Origin of the sequence: Mesorhizobium sp. 113-1-2 (assembly GCF_016756475.1) — a bacterium.
Taxonomy (GTDB): domain Bacteria; phylum Pseudomonadota; class Alphaproteobacteria; order Rhizobiales; family Rhizobiaceae; genus Mesorhizobium; species Mesorhizobium loti_C.
Map to the genome: position 1 here is coordinate 4,084,201 of NZ_AP023242.1, position 18,228 is coordinate 4,102,428.

The 18,228-nt window shown below is 62.8% G+C and carries 14 protein-coding genes; 12 read left to right on the top strand and 2 right to left on the bottom strand.

The annotated features are described in order from the left end of the window. Positions 1–5: 5 nt before the first annotated feature. Positions 6–1,265: a sarcosine oxidase subunit beta gene (locus JN279_RS19815; RefSeq protein WP_202350035.1), complete on the bottom strand. Its 1,260-nt coding sequence runs from the start codon at positions 1,263–1,265 to the stop codon at positions 6–8. 196 nt (positions 1,266–1,461) lie between these two features. Here JN279_RS19815 and JN279_RS19820 point away from each other — a divergent pair, with 196 nt between their 5' ends. From JN279_RS19820 to JN279_RS19870, 11 genes are all read left to right on the top strand, one after another. Next, positions 1,462–3,948 carry a mechanosensitive ion channel family protein gene (locus tag JN279_RS19820; RefSeq protein ID WP_202350036.1) on the top strand — a complete coding sequence of 829 codons (2,487 nt, stop codon included), beginning with the start codon at positions 1,462–1,464 and terminating at the stop codon, positions 3,946–3,948. Between the two features lie 158 nt (positions 3,949–4,106). Then, on the top strand, positions 4,107–4,370 hold the full coding sequence (locus JN279_RS19825; protein WP_032930670.1) for a hypothetical protein: 264 nt from the start codon (positions 4,107–4,109) through the stop codon (positions 4,368–4,370). Positions 4,371–4,596: 226 nt separating this feature from the next. After that, positions 4,597–6,030 (top strand): UbiA family prenyltransferase, encoded by a 1,434-nt coding sequence (locus tag JN279_RS19830; protein ID WP_202350037.1) that lies wholly within the window; start codon positions 4,597–4,599, stop codon positions 6,028–6,030. A gap of 2 nt (positions 6,031–6,032) precedes the next feature. Continuing rightward, positions 6,033–7,382 (top strand): FAD-binding oxidoreductase, encoded by a 1,350-nt coding sequence (locus JN279_RS19835; RefSeq protein ID WP_202350038.1) that lies wholly within the window; start codon positions 6,033–6,035, stop codon positions 7,380–7,382. Between the two features lie 123 nt (positions 7,383–7,505). Further along, positions 7,506–7,940 carry an EamA family transporter gene (locus JN279_RS19840; RefSeq protein ID WP_095199774.1) on the top strand — a complete coding sequence of 145 codons (435 nt, stop codon included), beginning with the start codon at positions 7,506–7,508 and terminating at the stop codon, positions 7,938–7,940. Next, positions 7,937–8,944: an NAD-dependent epimerase/dehydratase family protein gene (locus JN279_RS19845; protein ID WP_202350039.1), complete on the top strand. Its 1,008-nt coding sequence runs from the start codon at positions 7,937–7,939 to the stop codon at positions 8,942–8,944. The genes JN279_RS19840 and JN279_RS19845 overlap by 4 nt, the downstream gene beginning before the upstream one ends. A gap of 104 nt (positions 8,945–9,048) precedes the next feature. Next, positions 9,049–10,479, top strand: a complete 1,431-nt coding sequence (locus JN279_RS19850) for an aspartate aminotransferase family protein (RefSeq protein ID WP_446720424.1) — start codon at positions 9,049–9,051, stop codon at positions 10,477–10,479. A 25-nt stretch (positions 10,480–10,504) separates the two neighbouring features. Beyond that, complete coding sequence (locus JN279_RS19855; protein WP_202350041.1) at positions 10,505–11,737, top strand: glycosyltransferase 87 family protein; 1,233 nt, start codon at positions 10,505–10,507, stop codon at positions 11,735–11,737. Further along, positions 11,734–12,492: an FkbM family methyltransferase gene (locus JN279_RS19860; RefSeq protein ID WP_202350042.1), complete on the top strand. Its 759-nt coding sequence runs from the start codon at positions 11,734–11,736 to the stop codon at positions 12,490–12,492. The genes JN279_RS19855 and JN279_RS19860 overlap by 4 nt, the downstream gene beginning before the upstream one ends. A 352-nt stretch (positions 12,493–12,844) precedes the next feature. Beyond that, positions 12,845–13,684: an alpha/beta fold hydrolase gene (locus JN279_RS19865; RefSeq protein ID WP_202350043.1), complete on the top strand. Its 840-nt coding sequence runs from the start codon at positions 12,845–12,847 to the stop codon at positions 13,682–13,684. A 3-nt stretch (positions 13,685–13,687) separates the two neighbouring features. Next, the gene (locus tag JN279_RS19870; protein ID WP_244734041.1) at positions 13,688–14,542 is read left to right on the top strand and encodes an SDR family NAD(P)-dependent oxidoreductase; all 855 of its coding nucleotides are present in this window, start codon (positions 13,688–13,690) and stop codon (positions 14,540–14,542) included. Between the two features lie 12 nt (positions 14,543–14,554). Here the strand turns inward: JN279_RS19870 and JN279_RS19875 are convergent, their stop codons facing one another. Then, positions 14,555–15,331: an IclR family transcriptional regulator gene (locus tag JN279_RS19875; protein WP_202350044.1), complete on the bottom strand. Its 777-nt coding sequence runs from the start codon at positions 15,329–15,331 to the stop codon at positions 14,555–14,557. A gap of 201 nt (positions 15,332–15,532) precedes the next feature. Between JN279_RS19875 and JN279_RS19880 the strand changes: the two genes are divergently transcribed. After that, positions 15,533–18,094 carry a GcvT family protein gene (locus JN279_RS19880; RefSeq protein ID WP_202350045.1) on the top strand — a complete coding sequence of 854 codons (2,562 nt, stop codon included), beginning with the start codon at positions 15,533–15,535 and terminating at the stop codon, positions 18,092–18,094. Positions 18,095–18,228 lie beyond the last annotated feature (134 nt).

Below are 18,228 nucleotides of genomic sequence, written 5' to 3' on the forward strand. Positions count from 1 at the left end.
TATTCCTAATGCAGCCTGGGATTCGCGCCCTGGCCCTTGTCGTCGATGACGAGGCCGCGGTGGAAGCGGTCGAGGGTGAACGGTGCGTTGAAGTCGTGCGGCTCATCCTTGGCGATGGTCCAGGCAAAGGTCCAGCCGGAGGCCGGCGTCGCCTTGAAGCCGCCATAGCACCAGCCGCAATTGAGATACATGCCGGGCAAGGGGCCGGTGGTGATGATCGGCGAGCCGTCCATCGACATGTCGCAGACGCCGCCCCAGGAGCGCAGCATGCGTACACGCGCAAGGCCCGGAAACAGCGCCAGCATCTCGCTCATCACCTCGTCGACAATGGGCAGGTTGCCGCGCTGGGCGTAGCTGTTGTAGCCGTCGATGTCGCCGCCATAGACAAGGCCGCCCTTGTCGGACTGCGACATATAGAAGTGGCCCATGCCGAAGGTCACGACCGTGTCGATGAAGGGCTTCAGCGATTCCGTCACGAAGGCCTGCAGCACGTGGCTCTCGATCGGCATCGTCTCGACGCCGACGAGTTGCATGACGCGGCCGGTGCTGCCGGCCACTGCGACCGCCACTTTCCTGGCGCGGATATCGCCGCGCGATGTGGTGACGCCGGTGACGCGGTCGCCGTCGCGCAGGAAGCCGGTGACCTCGCAATTCTCGATGATGTCGACGCCGCGACGGTCGGCGCCGCGCGCGTAGCCCCAGGCCACCGCATCGTGGCGGGCGGTGCCGGCGCGCCGCTGCATCAGGCCCCCGACCACCGGAAAGCGTGCATCGCTGGAGATGTCGAGCGCCGGGATCAGGCGCTTGATCTGTGCCGGCGTCATCAGTTCGGCGTCGACGCCGAGATGGCGCATGGCGTTGCCGCGCCTTGCATAGTCGTCGAACTGGGCCGGCGTGTGCGCCAGGTTCAGGCAGCCGCGCTGCGAGAACATGACGTTGTAATTGAGTTCGTGCGACAGGCCCTCCCACAGCTTCATCGAATGTTCGTAGAAGCGGGTGTTGGCAGGCAGCAGGTAGTTCGAGCGCACCGCCGTGGTGTTGCGGCCGACATTGCCGGAGCCGAGCCAGCCCTTTTCCAGCACGGCCACATTGGTGATGCCGTGTTCCTTGGCGAGATAATAGGCGGTCGCCAGCCCGTGGCCGCCGCCACCGATGATGATGACGTCATAGGAAGCCTTCGGGTCGGGCTTGCGCCAGGCCGGCTTCCAATCCTTGTTTCCCTTGAGCGCGTTCGCGAGCAGCGAAAAGGCCGAGTACTCTGCCATCATTGTCATCCGGTTCGGGCGATGCGGCAGACTATAGAGCAGGCCGCACCCGCAAAGCCAATATTGCGCCATGGCCTTTCGACTGGCCGACGCTTAGGTCCGCGACGGGATGCGACGGCTTGCCCCATGATACGGCCGTCTTTATCAAGGACAGGCTTTTTGAATGTCTTTGCCGCCGGTGAGTCGCCAACAAATCATGCTTTTTCGATTGCTTCGCCTCATCCTGATCCTCGCGCTGGTTATTTCGGCGCCGCCTTCGTTCGAGGCAATGGCGCAGGCGCTTGGCCAGGGCTCCGCCGGCTTGATCACCGATCAGCAGAAAGTCATCCAGGGCCTGACGGCCAAGACGGACGATCTCGAGAAGAAAATCCAGCAGGACGGTGAGGATGATGCCTCGCTGGTGGATATCCGTCTGCAGCTGGAGGACCTGTCGCGGGCGGCATTGACCAGTGCGCTGGCGTTCCGGTCGCGCCTCACCGACATCAACAATCGCATCGAGGTGCTCGGTCCACCGCCGGCGGCGGGCCAGCCGCAGGAGCCCGACATCGTGACCGGCGAACGCCAGGCACTGGCGTCGGAAAAGGCCGAGATCAACGCGGTCGTCGCCGCCGCGCAGAACCTGTCGATTCGCATCAACGGATTGATCGACAAGATCGGCAACATGCGCAGCGCGCTGTTCCGCAATCTTTTGACCAAGCGCTACGTGCTGTCCGATGCGCTGAGCCCGCAGGTCTTCTCCGACGCCCAGGAGGAATACGCCAACTTCTACAAGGCGGTGTCGTCCTGGCTGAGCTTCGCTTTCAAGTTCAAGTTCCAGGCCATCCTAGCAGCAACCTTCGTGGCGCTCGGGCTGGCGCTGGTGCTGCTGGTCGGCGGCAGGCGCCTGTTCGGGCGCGTATTCGAGGCCGACCCCTCCAACGAAGATCCGTCTTATCTCAGCCGCTTGTCGGTGGCCTTCTGGTCTACCTTGCTGCCAACGCTGGCAGTCGGTTCGTTCCTCGGCTCGACCATCTTCTTTTTCAATTATTACAATGTGCTGCGCGGTGACATTGGCCTGTTCCTCAATGCGCTGGCGACCGCCATCGGGGTGATATTCTGCGTCAACCGCCTGACCAATGCGGCGCTTGAGCCGCGGCTGCCGAACTGGCGCCTCATCCCGGTCGAAACCGGGCCGGCGCGCTGGCTGGTGCGCTTGTCCACCGCCATGGCGGTCGTCATCAGCGTCAATACTTTCCTGTCTGTCGTCAACGACAAGATGGGATCGCCGCTGTCGCTGACCATCGCGCGCAGTTTCGTCGCCACCATTGTCGTCGGCATCATCCTGATCCTGATGGCGATGCTGCGGCCCTTCAAGGCGCGAGATGGAAGCTGGCGGCCGTGGCCGGCATGGTTGCGCTATCTGGCGCTGGCGCTTGGCCTGTTCACCATCATCGCCGCCTTGCTCGGCTATATTGGCCTTGCCCTGTTCGTCTCTCTGCAGGTCGTGGTCACCGGCACGGCGCTGATCACCGCCTATATCGGCTTCCTGTCGGCGCGCGCGATCGGCGAAGAGGGGGCTTTCGCCAACACATCCGTCGGGCGCTGGCTGTCGACCAATTCGAGTTACGAAGACACAGCGCTCGACCAGCTCGGCCTCGTTGTCAGCATTGCCATCAACCTGTTGATCGTGCTGGTTTTCCTGCCGCTGATCCTGCTGATGTGGGGATTCCAGCCCGGCGACATCCAGGCCTGGGCCTACAAGCTCGCGACGGGAATCAATATCGGCTCGGTGACGATTTCGGTTACCGGCATCCTTTCGGGCATCATCGTCTTCATCATCGGCTATTTCCTGACGCGCTGGTTCCAGGGCTGGCTCGACGGCTCCGTCATGGCGCGCGGCAAGGTCGATACCGGCGTGCGCAACTCGATCCGGCTGGCGGTCGGCTATGCCGGCGTGGCGCTGGCGGGGCTTGTCGGCATATCAGCGGCGGGCATCGACCTCTCCAGCCTGGCGCTGGTCGCCGGCGCGCTTTCCCTCGGTATCGGTTTCGGCCTGCAGAATGTGGTGTCGAATTTCGTCTCCGGCCTGATCCTTCTGGCCGAGCGGCCCTTCAAGGTCGGCGACTGGATCGTCGCCGGTGACGTCAGCGGCACGGTCAAGAAGATCAGTGTGCGCGCCACCGAGATCGAGACTTTCCAGCGTCAGTCGGTGATCCTGCCCAATTCGAACCTGATCAACAATGCCGTCGGCAACTGGACGCACCGCAACAAGCTCGGCCGCCTCGACATCAAGGTCGGCGTCGCCTATGGCAGCGACGTCAAGCAGGTTCACGCCATCCTGCTGGAGATCGCACGCGGCCACCCGATGGTGCTGAAGAACCCCGAACCCTTCGTGCTGTTTTCCAATTTTGGACCCGCGGCGCTCGAATTCGAGATCCGTGTGTTCCTGGCCGACGTGATGAACGGCAACATCGTGCAGAACGATGTCCGCTTTGCCGTGCTGGAGAAATTCAGCGACCAGCACATCGAGATCCCCTCGACGCCGCGCGCCGTTATCGAGACCAAACATGCGAAGGCCTGGCCAACCGACGACGACAAGATCGAGGCCGACTTCGCCGAACAGGAGCAGGCGAAGGCAGACGCCGCGGCCGAGGCGAAACGGGCCGCCAAGCCCCGCAAGTCCAGGAAGCCCGATCCGGACTAGATCGGGAATCCGTAGGCCTCAAGCCCATCCAAAACCGATTGCGGCATGAATGCGGCATTCAGTTGCGGTTCAGCTTCCATCTCATATAAGCTCCCATGCAAAGGGCGAAAATGCCTTGCGAAATGCAACAGAGGCGGTGGGAACACCGATATTGCAAAATGTGGAAGTCTCTCGTCGCTGCCGTCGCCTTGCTCGCCGTGAGCGGCTCGGCTCATGCTGCCAGCGCGGTCAACAAGGACGCCGAGACCCGCACGCTGGTCGTGACGGAGGGCGGCAGCAAGACCGACCTTGCGCTGGCCGGCGGTGAAACCGTCGAGTTCTGCCAGAACGGCTGCTTCGTCACCTTGCCGAACGGTGATCTTGAAGCCCTGACCGGCTCGGAAACCGTCGAAATTTCGGGCGGCGTCGCCCGCATCAAGTAATCGTGGCGACATGATTGGAAAGGCCGGGCATTTGCTCGGCCTTTAATCGTTTCCGGTAGAGGTTGTTTAACAATGACGCCGGAAATACCGCCGCGGCAGCCGTCTGCAACCAGGCGTTTTAACGTTCGCTACGCCATCCCCCGCTATACCAGCCTCAAGACGCCGAAACGCGGCGCGCAACCAGAATCCGGTTTCCCGGATCATACGCTGGCAGGGCAGGACGGACATGGATGCGCGGTCGGACAGGAACGCAATACCGCTTGCGGTCGATCTCGACGGCACGCTGATCGCGACCGACCTTTTGTGGGAAGGCTTGTTCCTCCTCCTCAAGAAGAACCCGCTCTATCTCTTCCTGGTGCCGTTCTGGGCGGCCGGCGGGCCGGCGCGGCTGAAGCAGGCAATCGCGCAGCGCATCGACATAGACCCGGCGACGCTGCCCTATCGCGCGCCGCTGCTCGACCGGCTTCGTACTGAACATGCCGAAGGCCGCAAGATCGTGCTGGCGACCGGCACGCCGCGCAAATTCGCCGAGGCCATAGCCGGCCATCTCGGCATCTTCGACCGGGTGCTGGCCACCGATGCTCTCGATAATCTCACCTCCGGCAAGAAGCGCGCCTCGCTGATATCGGCCTATGGCGATGGTGGTTTCGACTATGCCGGCAACAGCCGCCATGATCTCCAGGTCTTTGACGCCGCGCGCAATGCAATCGTCGTCGCGCCCGACCGCCATGCCGCGCGCTGGCAGGCGGCGCATGGCGCCGAAACCATGCCGGCACCGAAGCCGACCTTGCGGACCATCGTCAAGATGCTGCGCGTGCATCAGTGGCTGAAGAATTCGCTGATCGCCGTGCCCATGGTGCTGTCGCACGAGTACTTCAACACCAACATGATCTGGCAATGCCTGCTGGCGTTCGTCTCGTTCAGCGCGGTGGCCTCGGCAATCTATATCCTCAACGACTTCTTCGATCTCGCGCTCGACCGCAAGCACCTCACCAAGCGCAACAGGCCGTTTGCCAGCGGCGCGCTGTCAATTCCGTTTGGCCTCTATGCGATCGCAGTGCTGCTGGCGGTCGGCGTCGGCACCGGGCTGTTTCTATCGCTCGAATTCCTGGCCGTGCTTGGCGGCTACATGGTCGTCACCACGGCCTATTCGCTGTCGTTCAAGCGCATGCTGCTGGTCGATGTGCTGACGCTTGCCGGCCTCTACTCGATCCGTGTGATCGCGGGTGCTGCTGCGACCGGCGTCGACGTCTCGTTCTGGCTGCTCGCCTTCTCGATCTTCTTCTTCCTGTCGCTGGCGCTGGTGAAGCGCTTCGTCGAACTGCGTACCACCGCCATTCCACCTGGCGAACGCATTGCCGGCCGTGGCTATCGTACCGAGGACCAGGAGATCGTCGCCCAGGCCGGCATGGCCTCGGCGTTTTCCTCGGCGCTGGTTCTGGCGCTCTACATGGACAGTGTCGCGGTGCGCGAACTCTATCCGCATCCCTGGCTGATCTGGCCGCTGCCACCGATCGTGCTCTACCTCACCATGCGAGTCTGGATCCTGGCGCGCCGCGACGAGATGCATGACGATCCGGTCGTCTTCATCATCCGCGACTGGCGCAGCCAGATTGTGGTGCTGATCGGCGCCGTGCTGCTGGTCATCGGGGGCTGGTAGGCATGGCCGAACATTTTCGCAGCTTTGGCCTTGCCACACCGCCGGCGCCGCGTGCGATCCACGCCGCCGATGCCATCGCGCTGCTGAAGGGCGGCGAGGCGAAGGAGGGATCGCTGCTGGCCTATGGCAATGGCCGTTCCTATGGCGATTCCTGCCAGAACCGGGCTGGCGCGGTCGTCGACATGCGAAGCCTGAACCATATCCGTTCCTTCAACGCCGAGACGGGCGTGCTCGAAGCCGATGCCGGTGTGCTGCTGTCCGATATCATCGCGCACGCAGCACCCTATGGCTTTTTCCCGGCGGTGGTTCCGGGCACACAATTCGTCACGCTGGGCGGCGCCATCGCCAATGACGTGCACGGCAAGAACCATCACCGGCGCGGCACCTTCGGCTGCCATGTCGAAAGCTTCACGCTGCTGCGCTCCGATGGAAAGACCTATCGCTGCTCGGCCGCCGACAATCGGCGCCTGTTTGCGGCGACCATCGGCGGCATGGGCCTGACCGGCCTGATCCTCTCGGCCTCGATCCGGCTGATGCGGGTGCCTTCGCTCGACATCGTCGGGAAGACGGCGGCGTTTCGCGATCTCCGTGAATTCTTCGATCTGGCCGAGGCGGCGGATCAGGCCAATGAATATGCGGTCGCCTGGATCGACCAGCTTGCCGGCGGCCGCAACGGCGGGCGCGGGCTGCTGTTTACCGGCAACCACGCCGAGCACGGCTCGCATGCGGCCTCGAGTGCCGGCGGCAGTCTGGCGGTGCCGTTCCAGCCGCCGTTCAATGTGCTCAACCGGCCGTTCTTGACCGCCTTCAATGCCGCCTACCGGTGGAAGAAAGGCCGGGCGACCGCGCCGCACCAAAGTGGCTACCAGGCCTTTTTCTTCCCGCTCGATGGCGTGCGCGACTGGAACCGGCTTTATGGCCCTAAAGGGTTGTTCCAGCACCAGAGTGTGGTGCCGGAAGAGGCTGCGCGCACCGTCGTGCCCGAATTGCTTGCCGCTGCCCGGCGGGCCGGGCAGGGCTCCTTTCTCACTGTGCTGAAACGCTTCGGCTCGATCCGCTCGCCGGCGCTGCTGTCGTTCCCGCGCCCGGGCTACACGCTGACGCTGGATTTCCCCAACAGAGGAGCGGCGACGCTCACCCTGCTTGGCGAGCTCGACCGCATCACCATCGCGGCCGGCGGAGCGGTCAATCCTTACAAGGACGCACGCATGGGTGCTGGAATTTTCGCGGCCTCCTTCGCGGACTGGCCGAGGCTGGAAGCGCTGCGCGACCCCGCCTTCATGTCCGATTTCTGGGCGCGCACGGCTGGCGGCATCGACCTGCGGCGGCGCGGCGTCGAGGCGGCCGAATAGATAAAAATGGAATGAGTCATGGTTAGCAAATGATTAATGGCAAGGTTTACTCAAAATTGTCTTGTGAGTTCACGAAATCTTTTCAGCTTTGTAGTAGCAGATGATGCGGGGTGGTGAGTTGGCATGAAATATATCGTCTTCATTCTCTTTACGGTCATGACCAATGCCGCTGCTCAGCTGATGCTGAAGCAAGGCATGATGTCGCTTGGGCCGATCTCGTTCGAGGGCGTCAATCCGCTCGTCAAGCTGCTGCAGATCGTCTTCAGCCCCTGGGTGTTCCTTGGCCTGTGCACCTTCGTGATCTCCATGGCCTCGCACCTCTATGTGCTGTCCAAGGTCGAGCTTTCCTTCGCCTATCCCTTCCTCAGCCTCGCCTATGTCGCTGTCGCCATCTTCGCCTATTTCGTGTTCCGCGAAGACCTCAATGGCTGGCGCATCGCCGGCATCGCCTTCATCTGCGTCGGCACCGTGCTGATCGCGCAAAGTGGGCGAGGGCATGAAGACCAGACCGCTTCCATCACGCCCGACAAGATCCCAGCAAACGAGATCGTTCGATGAGACATGTGATTTTCGGCGGTGACGGTTTCGTCGGCCGTCACCTTGCGCCCAAGCTCGTGGCGGATGGGGAAGAGGTTGTCGTCGCCGATATCGCTAGGAGCGACCTTGCGCACTACCGCAATGTCCGGTTCGTCCAATGCGACGTCACCGATCCGGCGTCGGTCGCCAATGTCGGGCTCAAGGCCGACGACATGGTTTACAATCTGTCGGCCAAGATGCTTTCGCCGATCCAGGTGCGCGCCAAGCGGCACGACTTCTTCTTCCCGGTCAATTTCCACGGCACCGAGCACATCATGCAGGCCATGGACAAGGCTGGTGCACCAAAACTCGTCCACTACACGACCGACATGATCTACGGTCACACGGTCACCCAGCCGATGACCGAGGAGCATTCGGTTGCGCCGCTCGGCGAGTATGGCTGGTCGAAGCAAAAGACCGAGGAACTCGCCATCGAATGGCGCAAGCGCGGCATGTCGATCTCGCTGTTTCGCCCGCGCCTGATCATCGGACCAGGTAGGCTCGGAATTCTCGAAAAACTGTTCAAGCTGATCGACTGGAATCTTCCGGTGCCGATGATCGGCTCGGGCAGGAACCCCTATCAGTTCATCTCCGTGTTCGATTGCGCGGAAGCTGCCCGCGCGGCCTGGAAGGCCGGCGTGCCCAACGAGGCCTATAATCTCGGCTCTTTGAACCCGCCGCCGGTGAAGAAATTGCTCGGCGACCTGATCCGGCACGCCGGTTCTAAATCGATCCTGATCCCGACACCGGGCTGGGCGGTCAAGCGCACGCTCGACCTGCTCGATCTGATGAACATGCCGATCATGGACCCGGAGCAATATCTGATCGCCGACGAGGAATGCGTGCTCGACGTGTCCAAGGCCGAACGCCAGCTCGGCTGGGTGCCGCACTATCGCGACGAGGACATGCTGATCGCCGCCTACAGCGAATACCGCGCCAAGAAGGCCGGTCACGCCATCGCCACCAAACATGTGCCCGCCGAATAGCGGCGCCCGCCAAACATTTTTATGGCGCACGACGCTGGTCGTGGCGCGGACAGGAGATTGAAATGACCGTCATGGCCAAGCCAGAACAGACGAGTGCGCGTACCATGGTGAGCGCGCCGGCGCTGTCGCCCGCCACCATCACCAAGCCCGATTTGATCAGCGTCGAGCAGGCCAAGGCGATGGATGTCGCCCGCATGACCGACCTGTTCAAGGCGAATCTCAATCCCGGCCAACTGCATTTCATGAAGCTGCTCGGCTTCCACAAGATCAAGATCGAGCGTGCCGAGGGCATGTTCTACATCGACCAGAACGGCCGCAAGATCCTCGATTTCTTCGGCGGCTTCGGCTCGCTGGCCTTCGGCCACAACCACCCACGGATTCTGGAAGCGCGCAGAAAATTCCAGGAGGAGAAGCGCCAGGAAATCGCCATCGCCTTCATGTCGCAATATGCGGCGGCGCTGGCGCACAACATCGCCAAATGCTCGCCCGGCGATCTCGACATGGTGTTTTTGGGCTCGTCCGGCTCGGAAGCGATGGAAGCGGCGGTGAAGCTCGCCGAGCGCGCGGCCGGACCGAAGCGGCCGAAAATCGTCTATGCCGAGAATTCCTTCCACGGCAAGACCAAGGGCGTGCTTGGCATCACCGACGGCCAGCTCTATCGCGCCGACTTCAAGATGGCGAACAATACGGTGCGCATTCCCTTCGGCGACATCGAGGCGGTCGAGCGCCTGTTTCGCAGCGATCCGGAGGTTGGCGTCATCGTCCTCGAGACCATCCAGGGCGGCGGCGGCATCATCCAGGCGTCAGGCGAGTACTGGCAGAAGCTGCGGGCGCTGTGCGACCAGTATGGCGTGCTGTGGGTGGCCGATGAAGTGCAGTGCGGCTACGGCCGCTCGGGCCGCTTCTATGCTTTCGAGCATTATGGCGTGGTTCCCGACGTTACGGCGCTGGCCAAGTCGCTTGGTGGCGGCAAGGCGGCGGTTGGCGCGATGATCGCGCGGCGCGAGGTCTACATGAAGGCCTATGGCACGCCGAAGACAGCGATGATCCATGCCATGGCGACTTTCGGCGGCATGGGCGAGGCCTGCGTCACGTCCATCGAGGCACTCAACGTGCTCTATGACGAGGGGCTGATCGACAACGCCGCCGTGACCGGCGATTATTTGCTGCAGCGGCTTCAAGCGCTCAAGGACAAATACCCGAAGATCATCAAGGATGTGCGCGGAAAGGGCTTCATGGTCGGCCTGGAGTTCCACGACTTCTCGCAGACCTTGCCCATGGTGCTCAGGCCCATCGTCAGCGTGCTCGACGACAAGCTGAAGGGTTCGCTGTCGGGTTTTGTCGGCGCGCTCTTGCTGCGCGACTACGACGTGCTCGTCGCCTTCACCGAATACAACCGCAACGTCATCCGACTCGAGCCGCCGCTGATCTGCCAGCGCGAGCATGTCGACCGCTTCGTCGATGCCTTCGACAGCCTGCTGTCACGCGGCATCGTTTCGATCGTGAGGGACTTCGTCAAAAGCCAAGTCCGCTAAAAGAAAGTTCGCTGAGCACAAAAAGATGCTGACCAAGTCTCCCCTTGCGAAAAACCCGCTCGACCGGCTCAACGAAGCCGGTCTGGCGTGGGGCGAGGGGACCTATGCGCGGCTGGCGGCACCGATCGGCGCGGCGGCGTTCGGGCTCTACATCCTTCTGACGGCGTTCACAGCCTGGGTGATGCCAGACGCCAATTGGGACATGCTGCCCTATCTCGCAATATCCGAGGAAGGCAGCTATCCCGATGCGCAGGCGCTGCATGATTATGCCTACAGTACCGTCAAGGCGGGCGTGTCGGCCGGCGACTACAAGGCGCTGACCGACGATGGCGGCGGCTTCCGCAGCCACATGGCGGAGAATGCCGCCGATTTCCATTCGCTGCTCGGCATGTACCGAATAAAATTTCTCTACGCCGAAATCCTGTCGACGCTGAGCGCGGTGATGTCGCCGGTCCAGGCTATGCACCTGGTGCAGGTGTTTTCGGTGCTCATGTTCGGCACGATTGTGTTGCTCTGGCTGCGCGCCGAAAAGGCCTTGGCGCTGGCGCCGGTGGTCGGAGCAGTGCTGATAGTGGCCGATTTCGGCGATGCGGCGCGCGCCTCGACACCGGATATGCTGACGTCGGCGCTGCTGCTCGGCGGGCTTTTTGCCTATACCAGAGGCCGCGAGGTGGCGACGGCGATCCTGCTCTTTCTCGCCTTCATGGTGCGGCCGGACAATATTGTTTTCCTTGCCATATTCGCGGTGCTGCTGGTCGCCTTCCGGCAGAGGGCCTGGGGCGCGCTGGCCGGCTTTGCTGCGTCCTTCGTCGCCTATTTCGCCATTTCGCACTGGGCTCAGCATCCCGGCTGGTGGCCGCATCTGTGGTTCTCCAGCATCGAACAGCACTACAATATGGATGGGTTCGAGCCGGCCTTCTCGGTCACCGCCTATCTCAAGGCGTTTGCGGCCTCGCTGCTGCGCGCGGTCAATTTGAACAGCTGGGTCGGCGTCTCGGTGCTGGCGTTGGCCGGCTGGTTCGCCGCCGGCCGCGCCGGCTTCCGCCTCGACCGCCGTGCCGGCATCCTGTTCGCGGCGCTGGTGCTCGGCGCGCTGGCGAAGTTCGCGGTCTTTCCGATCCACGATACGCGCATCTATTTCCCGCATTTGATCCCGCCCTTCCTGCTGCTGGCAACGCCGTTCATGGCGCTGTGGGCGGCCTCGGTTCGTGGCCAAAACCGCGCGGCCTTGCACGTCATTCCCGGAGACAAGCCATGAGTTCACTCTCCAGCCTGGCGCGCATCGCCTTGTCGCTCGGCCTTCCCTCCGGCCTGCTCGATCGCGGGCCGTCGCTGCGCGGTACGAAGTTCCTCGCCAAGGCGGCGCTGAAGGCGCGCTTCGGCGGGTCGGGGCAGCCGTTCCAGATGGTCAATGTCGGCGCCTGCGACGGTGCGCTGTTCGACGATGTGACGCCGTGGCTGCACAGGATTGCCGGCGCCCGCGCCATGCTGGTCGAGCCGATCCCCTACAATCAGAAGCGGCTGCGCGCCAACTATCCCGATACGGACCGCTTCATCATCGAGCCGGTGGCTGTCACCAGGACCAAGGGCACGATCACCGTCCACACGTTCGATGCCGCCGCGCTCGAGGCCGGCACGCTGCCGATCGAGTTCATCGGCTGCTCCTCGGTCACCGACACCAATCTGATGTCCGGCAAGAATGCCTGGGGCGAGGCCGACGCCAATTTCAACAAATTCGCGCCGCATCTGAAGGACATCGAAGTGCCGTCGGAAACGCTGCAAACGCTGCTCGACCGCAACGGCATCAGCCATATCGATGCCTTTCTTGTCGATTGCGAAGGCGCCGACTGGATCGTCTTCGAACAGCTCGACCTCAAGCGCTACCGCCCCGGCATGATCAAGGTGGAAGTCGGTGCGTTGCCGGCGACCGAGATCGGCCAGGTCGTGGTCAAGCTGAAGACAGCAGGCTACCAGGTCGGCTTCCAGGCCGAGGACATCTGGGCTTTCGCCTGAAGCCAACTGCCAGAGTCGAGTAACTCACCGGACGACGATGCAGCCGCATCGTTGGTTTTCGCGCCGACAGGCCCGGCTGGCAGCATGACTTTCAGGCCATGTTACGCCTGTGAGAATTCGTATTCCCGACAGGTGAAAAACAGGCCACTTTTTGGCTTGTTTCTGAAATATTTTCGCTGTCTTGAGGCGCAAATCGGTAACCGGATATTCTTCAACGAAAAAGTCTGTGCGACGTTGGTAATGGCTTTGTTCCGCCACCTGCAGTTCCACGGTGGCGGCCGCGATGCAGGACACGCGTGGAGGCGCGTGGGGCAGGGCCAACACCGGGACGACAGCATTTTCGGGAGGAATGATGGACAGGACGTTCCAGACGTCGGACGGCGCGCATCTGGTATACAGCGTTACAGGTGAGGGATCGCCGCTTCTGCTGCTGCCGGGCTGGTCGCAATCGGCGGCGATGTTTCGCAACCAGATCGACACCTTCAGCAAATCGCACCGGGTTATCGCGCTCGATTTTCGCGGTCATGGCCAGTCGGCGGATGCCGACCATGGCTACCGCGTTTCGCGCTTCGCCAGAGATGTGCACGAATTGCTAGACCATGAGGAGATCGCGTCGCTATCGGCATTGGGCTGGTCGATGGGCGCTTCGGTGCTGTGGAGCTATATCGACCTCTTCGGCACGGCCAGACTGCGCAGCCTGATCTTCGTCGACGAGCCGGCGGCGGTCATGCACCAGCCCGGCATGGACGACGAAGCGGTCGCCGATGCCGGCGCCATCTTCGATGCAACGTCGCTGGGCGCCATTGCCGCCCAGATCGTTGGAGCTGACGGGGCTTCAGTGCGCGAGGCTTTTGTCGGCTCGATGGTCACCAAGGCAATCGACCCTGCCTTGCACCGCTGGATCGTTGCCGAGAACCTGCGCGTGACGCCGCAAGCGGCCGCCTCCCTGCTGATCGATCATGCATCGCTGGACTGGCGCGATATCTTCAGGCGGATCGACCGGCCTGTGCTGGTCTTCGGCGGCATGGTCAGCCACGTTTCGGTGCGATCACAGCGTTGGATCGCCAGCCAGATCGCCGATGTCGAGCTTGTCATCACCAACGCCGAGGATGGCGGGGCGCATTTCATGTTCCTCGAGAGGCCCGAACCGTTCAACGCCGCGGTCGCGCGGTTCCTGAGCCGCCGGGACTGATCGGTGCAGCGCGACCGATTGGCCGGCAAGGTAGCGTTGCCGGCGCATGCGCCAGAACAGTCCGACCGTCTGGTCGGCGCGATAGCCGTCGTTTTTGGGGCCGGCTCGTCCGGCAACATTCTGAGCAACGGCCAGGCGGCGGCACTGGCCTATGCTCTCGCCGGTGCCATCGTCGTCGCGGTGGACCTCTATCGGGAACGGGCCGAGGCCACGGCAACACTGGTAAAGGCTGCCGGCGGCCATGCGCTGGCGATCGAGGCGCGGGCTGATGACGAGGCGGAAGTCGAGAGGGTGTTCGAGTGCGTGCTCGAAACGTTCGGCCGGATCGATATCCTGCACAACAATGTCGGCATCGCCGACGTCGCGGCGATCGATGCGATGACGACCGCGACGTGGGACCGGGCATTCGCGATCAACGCCCGAGCGCCATTCCTTGCCAGCCGGCTTGCGCTGCGGCAGATGCTCGCGCAGCCGGGCGGGGGTGTCATAACCAACATCTCGACCGTCGGCTCGATCCGCTACCCCGGCATCGCTTACGCCGCCTATGCAGCATCGAAGGCGGCACTCAACCAGTTCACTGTGCAGCTGGCGCTTGAGAACGCCGCCCGTGGCATTCGCGCCAACGCCATCGTGCCTGGGTTGCTGCACACCTCGCTGGTGCAGAACCAGCTGGCCCAGCGCTACGGCGGCGACGAGAAGGCCGCCGCCAGCGAACGCGCGGCGCTCTGCCCGATGGGGTTTACCGGCGACGCGTGGGATGTCGCCAATGCGGGCGTGTTCCTGGCCAGCCGCGAGGCCCGCTACATTACCGGCCATCTGCTGGTGGTCGACGGCGGCCTCAGCACGCGCTGCGCATGATCTTGGCCTTGCTCAGAGCCGGCTGTATCCGGCACGCTGCTCGATCAGGCGGACGGCCTCCGCCATATCGTCGATGATCTGCGGCAGACGCTGACGCGTGAGCCGATCGGAGAGCGCGACAATGCTGATCGAGGCGACGACATTGCGCTGCCCATCATGGATCGGCAGCGCCGCCGCACTCATGCCGGGGACGATCGCACCTTCATACAGCGCGTAGCCGCGCTCGCGCGTTTCAGCCACGAGTTGGTGCAGCCGCGACGGGTCGAATTTCGACAGGTGGCCGAGCATCGGCATGTTGATGTCGATCAGCCGGTCGAGCTCGTCTTCCTTGACGCTCGCCAGGATGGCCAGGCTGCCGGCGCTGCCGCCCAGGGGGACACGGTCGCCGACATTGATGGTTTGCGCCTTGATCGGAAAAGACCCGCTGATGCGGTCTATGCAGACAGCGTTGGTGCGGTTTCGGACATAGAGGAAAAACGTGTCGCCGTGCTTGGCCGCAAGCTGGGCGATCGCGGTCTGGGCGAGGTGGAGAATGCTGATGCGGCTGCCGGCCGCGGCGGCCAGGGCGAAAATCTCCAACCCCAGCCGGTAGCGGCGCGTCTCTGGATCCTGCTCGACATAGCCGACATCGACAAGCGCGTTCAGCGTCCGGTGAGCGATCGGCTTGGCATAGCCGCAACGGTCGGCGATGTCGGACAGCCGCTCGCCGACGACGGGCTCCGCCGTCAGGCATTCGAGGATGCGCGCCACGCGCTCGATCGATTGCGGGCCGTCGTTCTTGCTTGCCATATCGATTGCACCGGATTGCTGCGGCCAAAGCCTAGCCATAAGCCGGCAAGGATGGCTAGTCCGGCTCTGCGCAGGAGCTGTCTAAGGGAGGCATTCTGCCATCTGGTCGCTCGGCTTTTTGCCAATGTCGCAAACAGGCTTCATCCGGCCCGTCGCTCCGCCCTATAGTCCGCCCGCTTTATCACTTTGGAGTCGCGGGCAATGGCAGAGTTTCCGAAAAAGGCGAAGGTCGTCATCATTGGCCTTGGCGGTATTGTCGGCGCATCGATCGCCCATCACCTGATCGAGCGGGGATGGGACGATATTGTCGGCATCGACAAGTCGGGCATCCCGACCGACATCGGCTCGACCGCGCATGCTTCCGACTTCTGCTACACCACCAGCCACGATTTCCTGTCCTGCTGGACGACGCTTTATTCCATCGATTTCTACGAGAGGATGGGCCATTACGCCCGCATCGGCGGTCTCGAGGTCGCGCGCGTTGGCGACGACAGCCGCATGGACGAGATCAAGCGCAAGATCGCCTCGGCAAAGGCTTTTGGCACACGCGCGCGCCTGATCGAGCCGGCAGAGATCAAGGAGAAATTCCCGCTCATCGAAGAAGCGATGGTGCAGGGCGGCCTGTGGGATCCGGATGCCGGCCTCGTCATCCCGCGCTCGCAGACTGTCGCCGGCAAGCTGGTCGACCAGGCGGAAGCGTCGGGTAAGCTGAAATCCTTCGCCAACACGCCGGCCAGGTCGCTCGTGGTCAAGGACGGCCGCATCAGCGCCGTGGTGACCGACCGCGGCACGATCGAGGCCGACTATGTCATCGTCTGCGCTGGCATCTGGGGCCGGCTGATCGCCGAAATGGTCGGCGAGGACCTGCCGGTCATGCCGATCGACCATCCGCTGACGTTCTTCGGCCCGTACAACGAGTTCGCCGGCACCGGCAAGGAGATCGGCTGGCCGCTGCTGCGTGACCAGGGAAACTCGGCCTATATGCGCGACACCGGCGACCCCAAGACCGCCGAGGGCGGCCAGATCGAATGGGGCTACTACGAAGAAAACAATCCGCGCCTTTGCCATCCGCGCGACCTGCTGGAAAAGCATGAAGCGCGGCTGTCGCCGTCGCAGCGCGACCTCGACATGGAGCAGATCCTGGCGCCGCTCGAACGCGCCATGGAACTGACGCCGATCCTGGGCGAACTCGGTTATAACGAAAGCCATTCCTTCAACGGCCTGCTGCAGGTGACTGCCGATGGCGGCCCGTCGATGGGCGAAAGCCAGAAGGTAAGGGGCCTCTGGTATGCCGTCGCCATCTGGGTGAAGGACGGCCCCGGCATGGGCAAGCTGATCGCCGACTGGATGACCGACGGCCGCACGGCGATCGACCACCATGCCATCGACTATGCGCGCTTCTATCCGCACCAGACCAAGGAGCAGTTCATCTGGGATCGCTGCACCGAAACGGCGATGAAGGTCTACAATCCGGCAGTGCATCCGCGCGAGCCGTTCTCCAAGGGCCGCAACATCAGGCGCTCGCCGTTCTGGGAGCGCGAGAAGGAGCTCGGCGGCTATTTCATGGAACTGGGCGGCTGGGAGCGCGCCCACGGCTATGCCGCCAACGAGCACCTGCTGGAGAAGTATGGCAACCGGGTTCCCGTGCGTGAGAATGAGTGGGACAACCGCCATTTCTGGCGCGTCTCCAACGCCGAGCATCTGGCGATGAGCGAGGATTGCGGCATCGTCAACCTGTCGCACTTCTCGATGTATGACGTCGAGGGACCCGACCATGTCGCGCTGCTGGAATGGCTGTGCGCAGCCAAGATCGGCGGCGACAACAACATCGGCAAGGGCATCTACACCCACTTCCTCGACGAGGAAGGCATGGTGCGCGCCGACTTTACCGTGATCCGCATGGCCGATCGCTGTCGTGTCATCGACGGCGCCGACGCCGGCCCGCGCGACTTCCGCTACATGCAGCGCACCGCGCAGGACAAAGGCTTTGACGCGACGATCACCGATGTGACCGAGAAATACGTCACCATCGGCATCTGGGGGCCGAATGCCCGCACGACCTTGCAAAAGGTGGTCGAGAATCCCGAGGGCCTGTCGCCGGAGAATTTCCCGTTCGCGGCGATCAAGCCGGTCAGGATCGGCGGCAAGGACGTCACGGCCTTCCGCATCTCCTATGTCGGCGAGCAGGGCTGGGAACTGCATATGCGCTACGAGGATGGCCTGGCCGTCTGGGACGCGCTGCGCTCGACCGGCGTCATGCCGTTCGGTGTCGAGACCTATGCCAACACGCGGCGCATGGAAAAGAGCCTGCGGCTTCAGAACGCCGACCTCTTGACCGAGTACAACCTGCTGGAAGCCGATCTCGCGCGCCCAAAGGTCAAGGAGAACGATTTCTGCGGCAAAGCCAAGCATGTCGAATACCGCGCCCGCGAGCATCAGCCGGCGACTTTGTGCACGCTGGTGATGACCGAAAACACCGATTCCAAGGGCGTGGCGCGTTATCCCGTCGGCACCATGCCGGTGCTGGATCCCGCCACCGGTGAGACGCTGGTCGACGAACTCGGCCGCCGCTCCTTCACCACCTCGGTGGCCTATGGCCCGACCATCGGCAAGAACATCGCGCTTGCCTATCTGCCGCGGGCGTATGCGCAAGAGGGCCGCAAGCTCAATGTCGAATATTTCGGCGAGACCTATCCGGTCGAGGTCGCAAGCGTTGGCTACAAGCCGCTCTACGACCCGGAGAACCTCAAGCCGCGTAGCTGACAAACAGCTTGCAGGACACATGAAAACAAAAGCCCGGCAATGTCGGGCTTTTGTTTTCTAGGAGATACCTCTTTTGGCAGGTCGCGAAACAGGCTTGTCACGAATTCTTGAGCAACTTCAAATCTGTTGTCTTT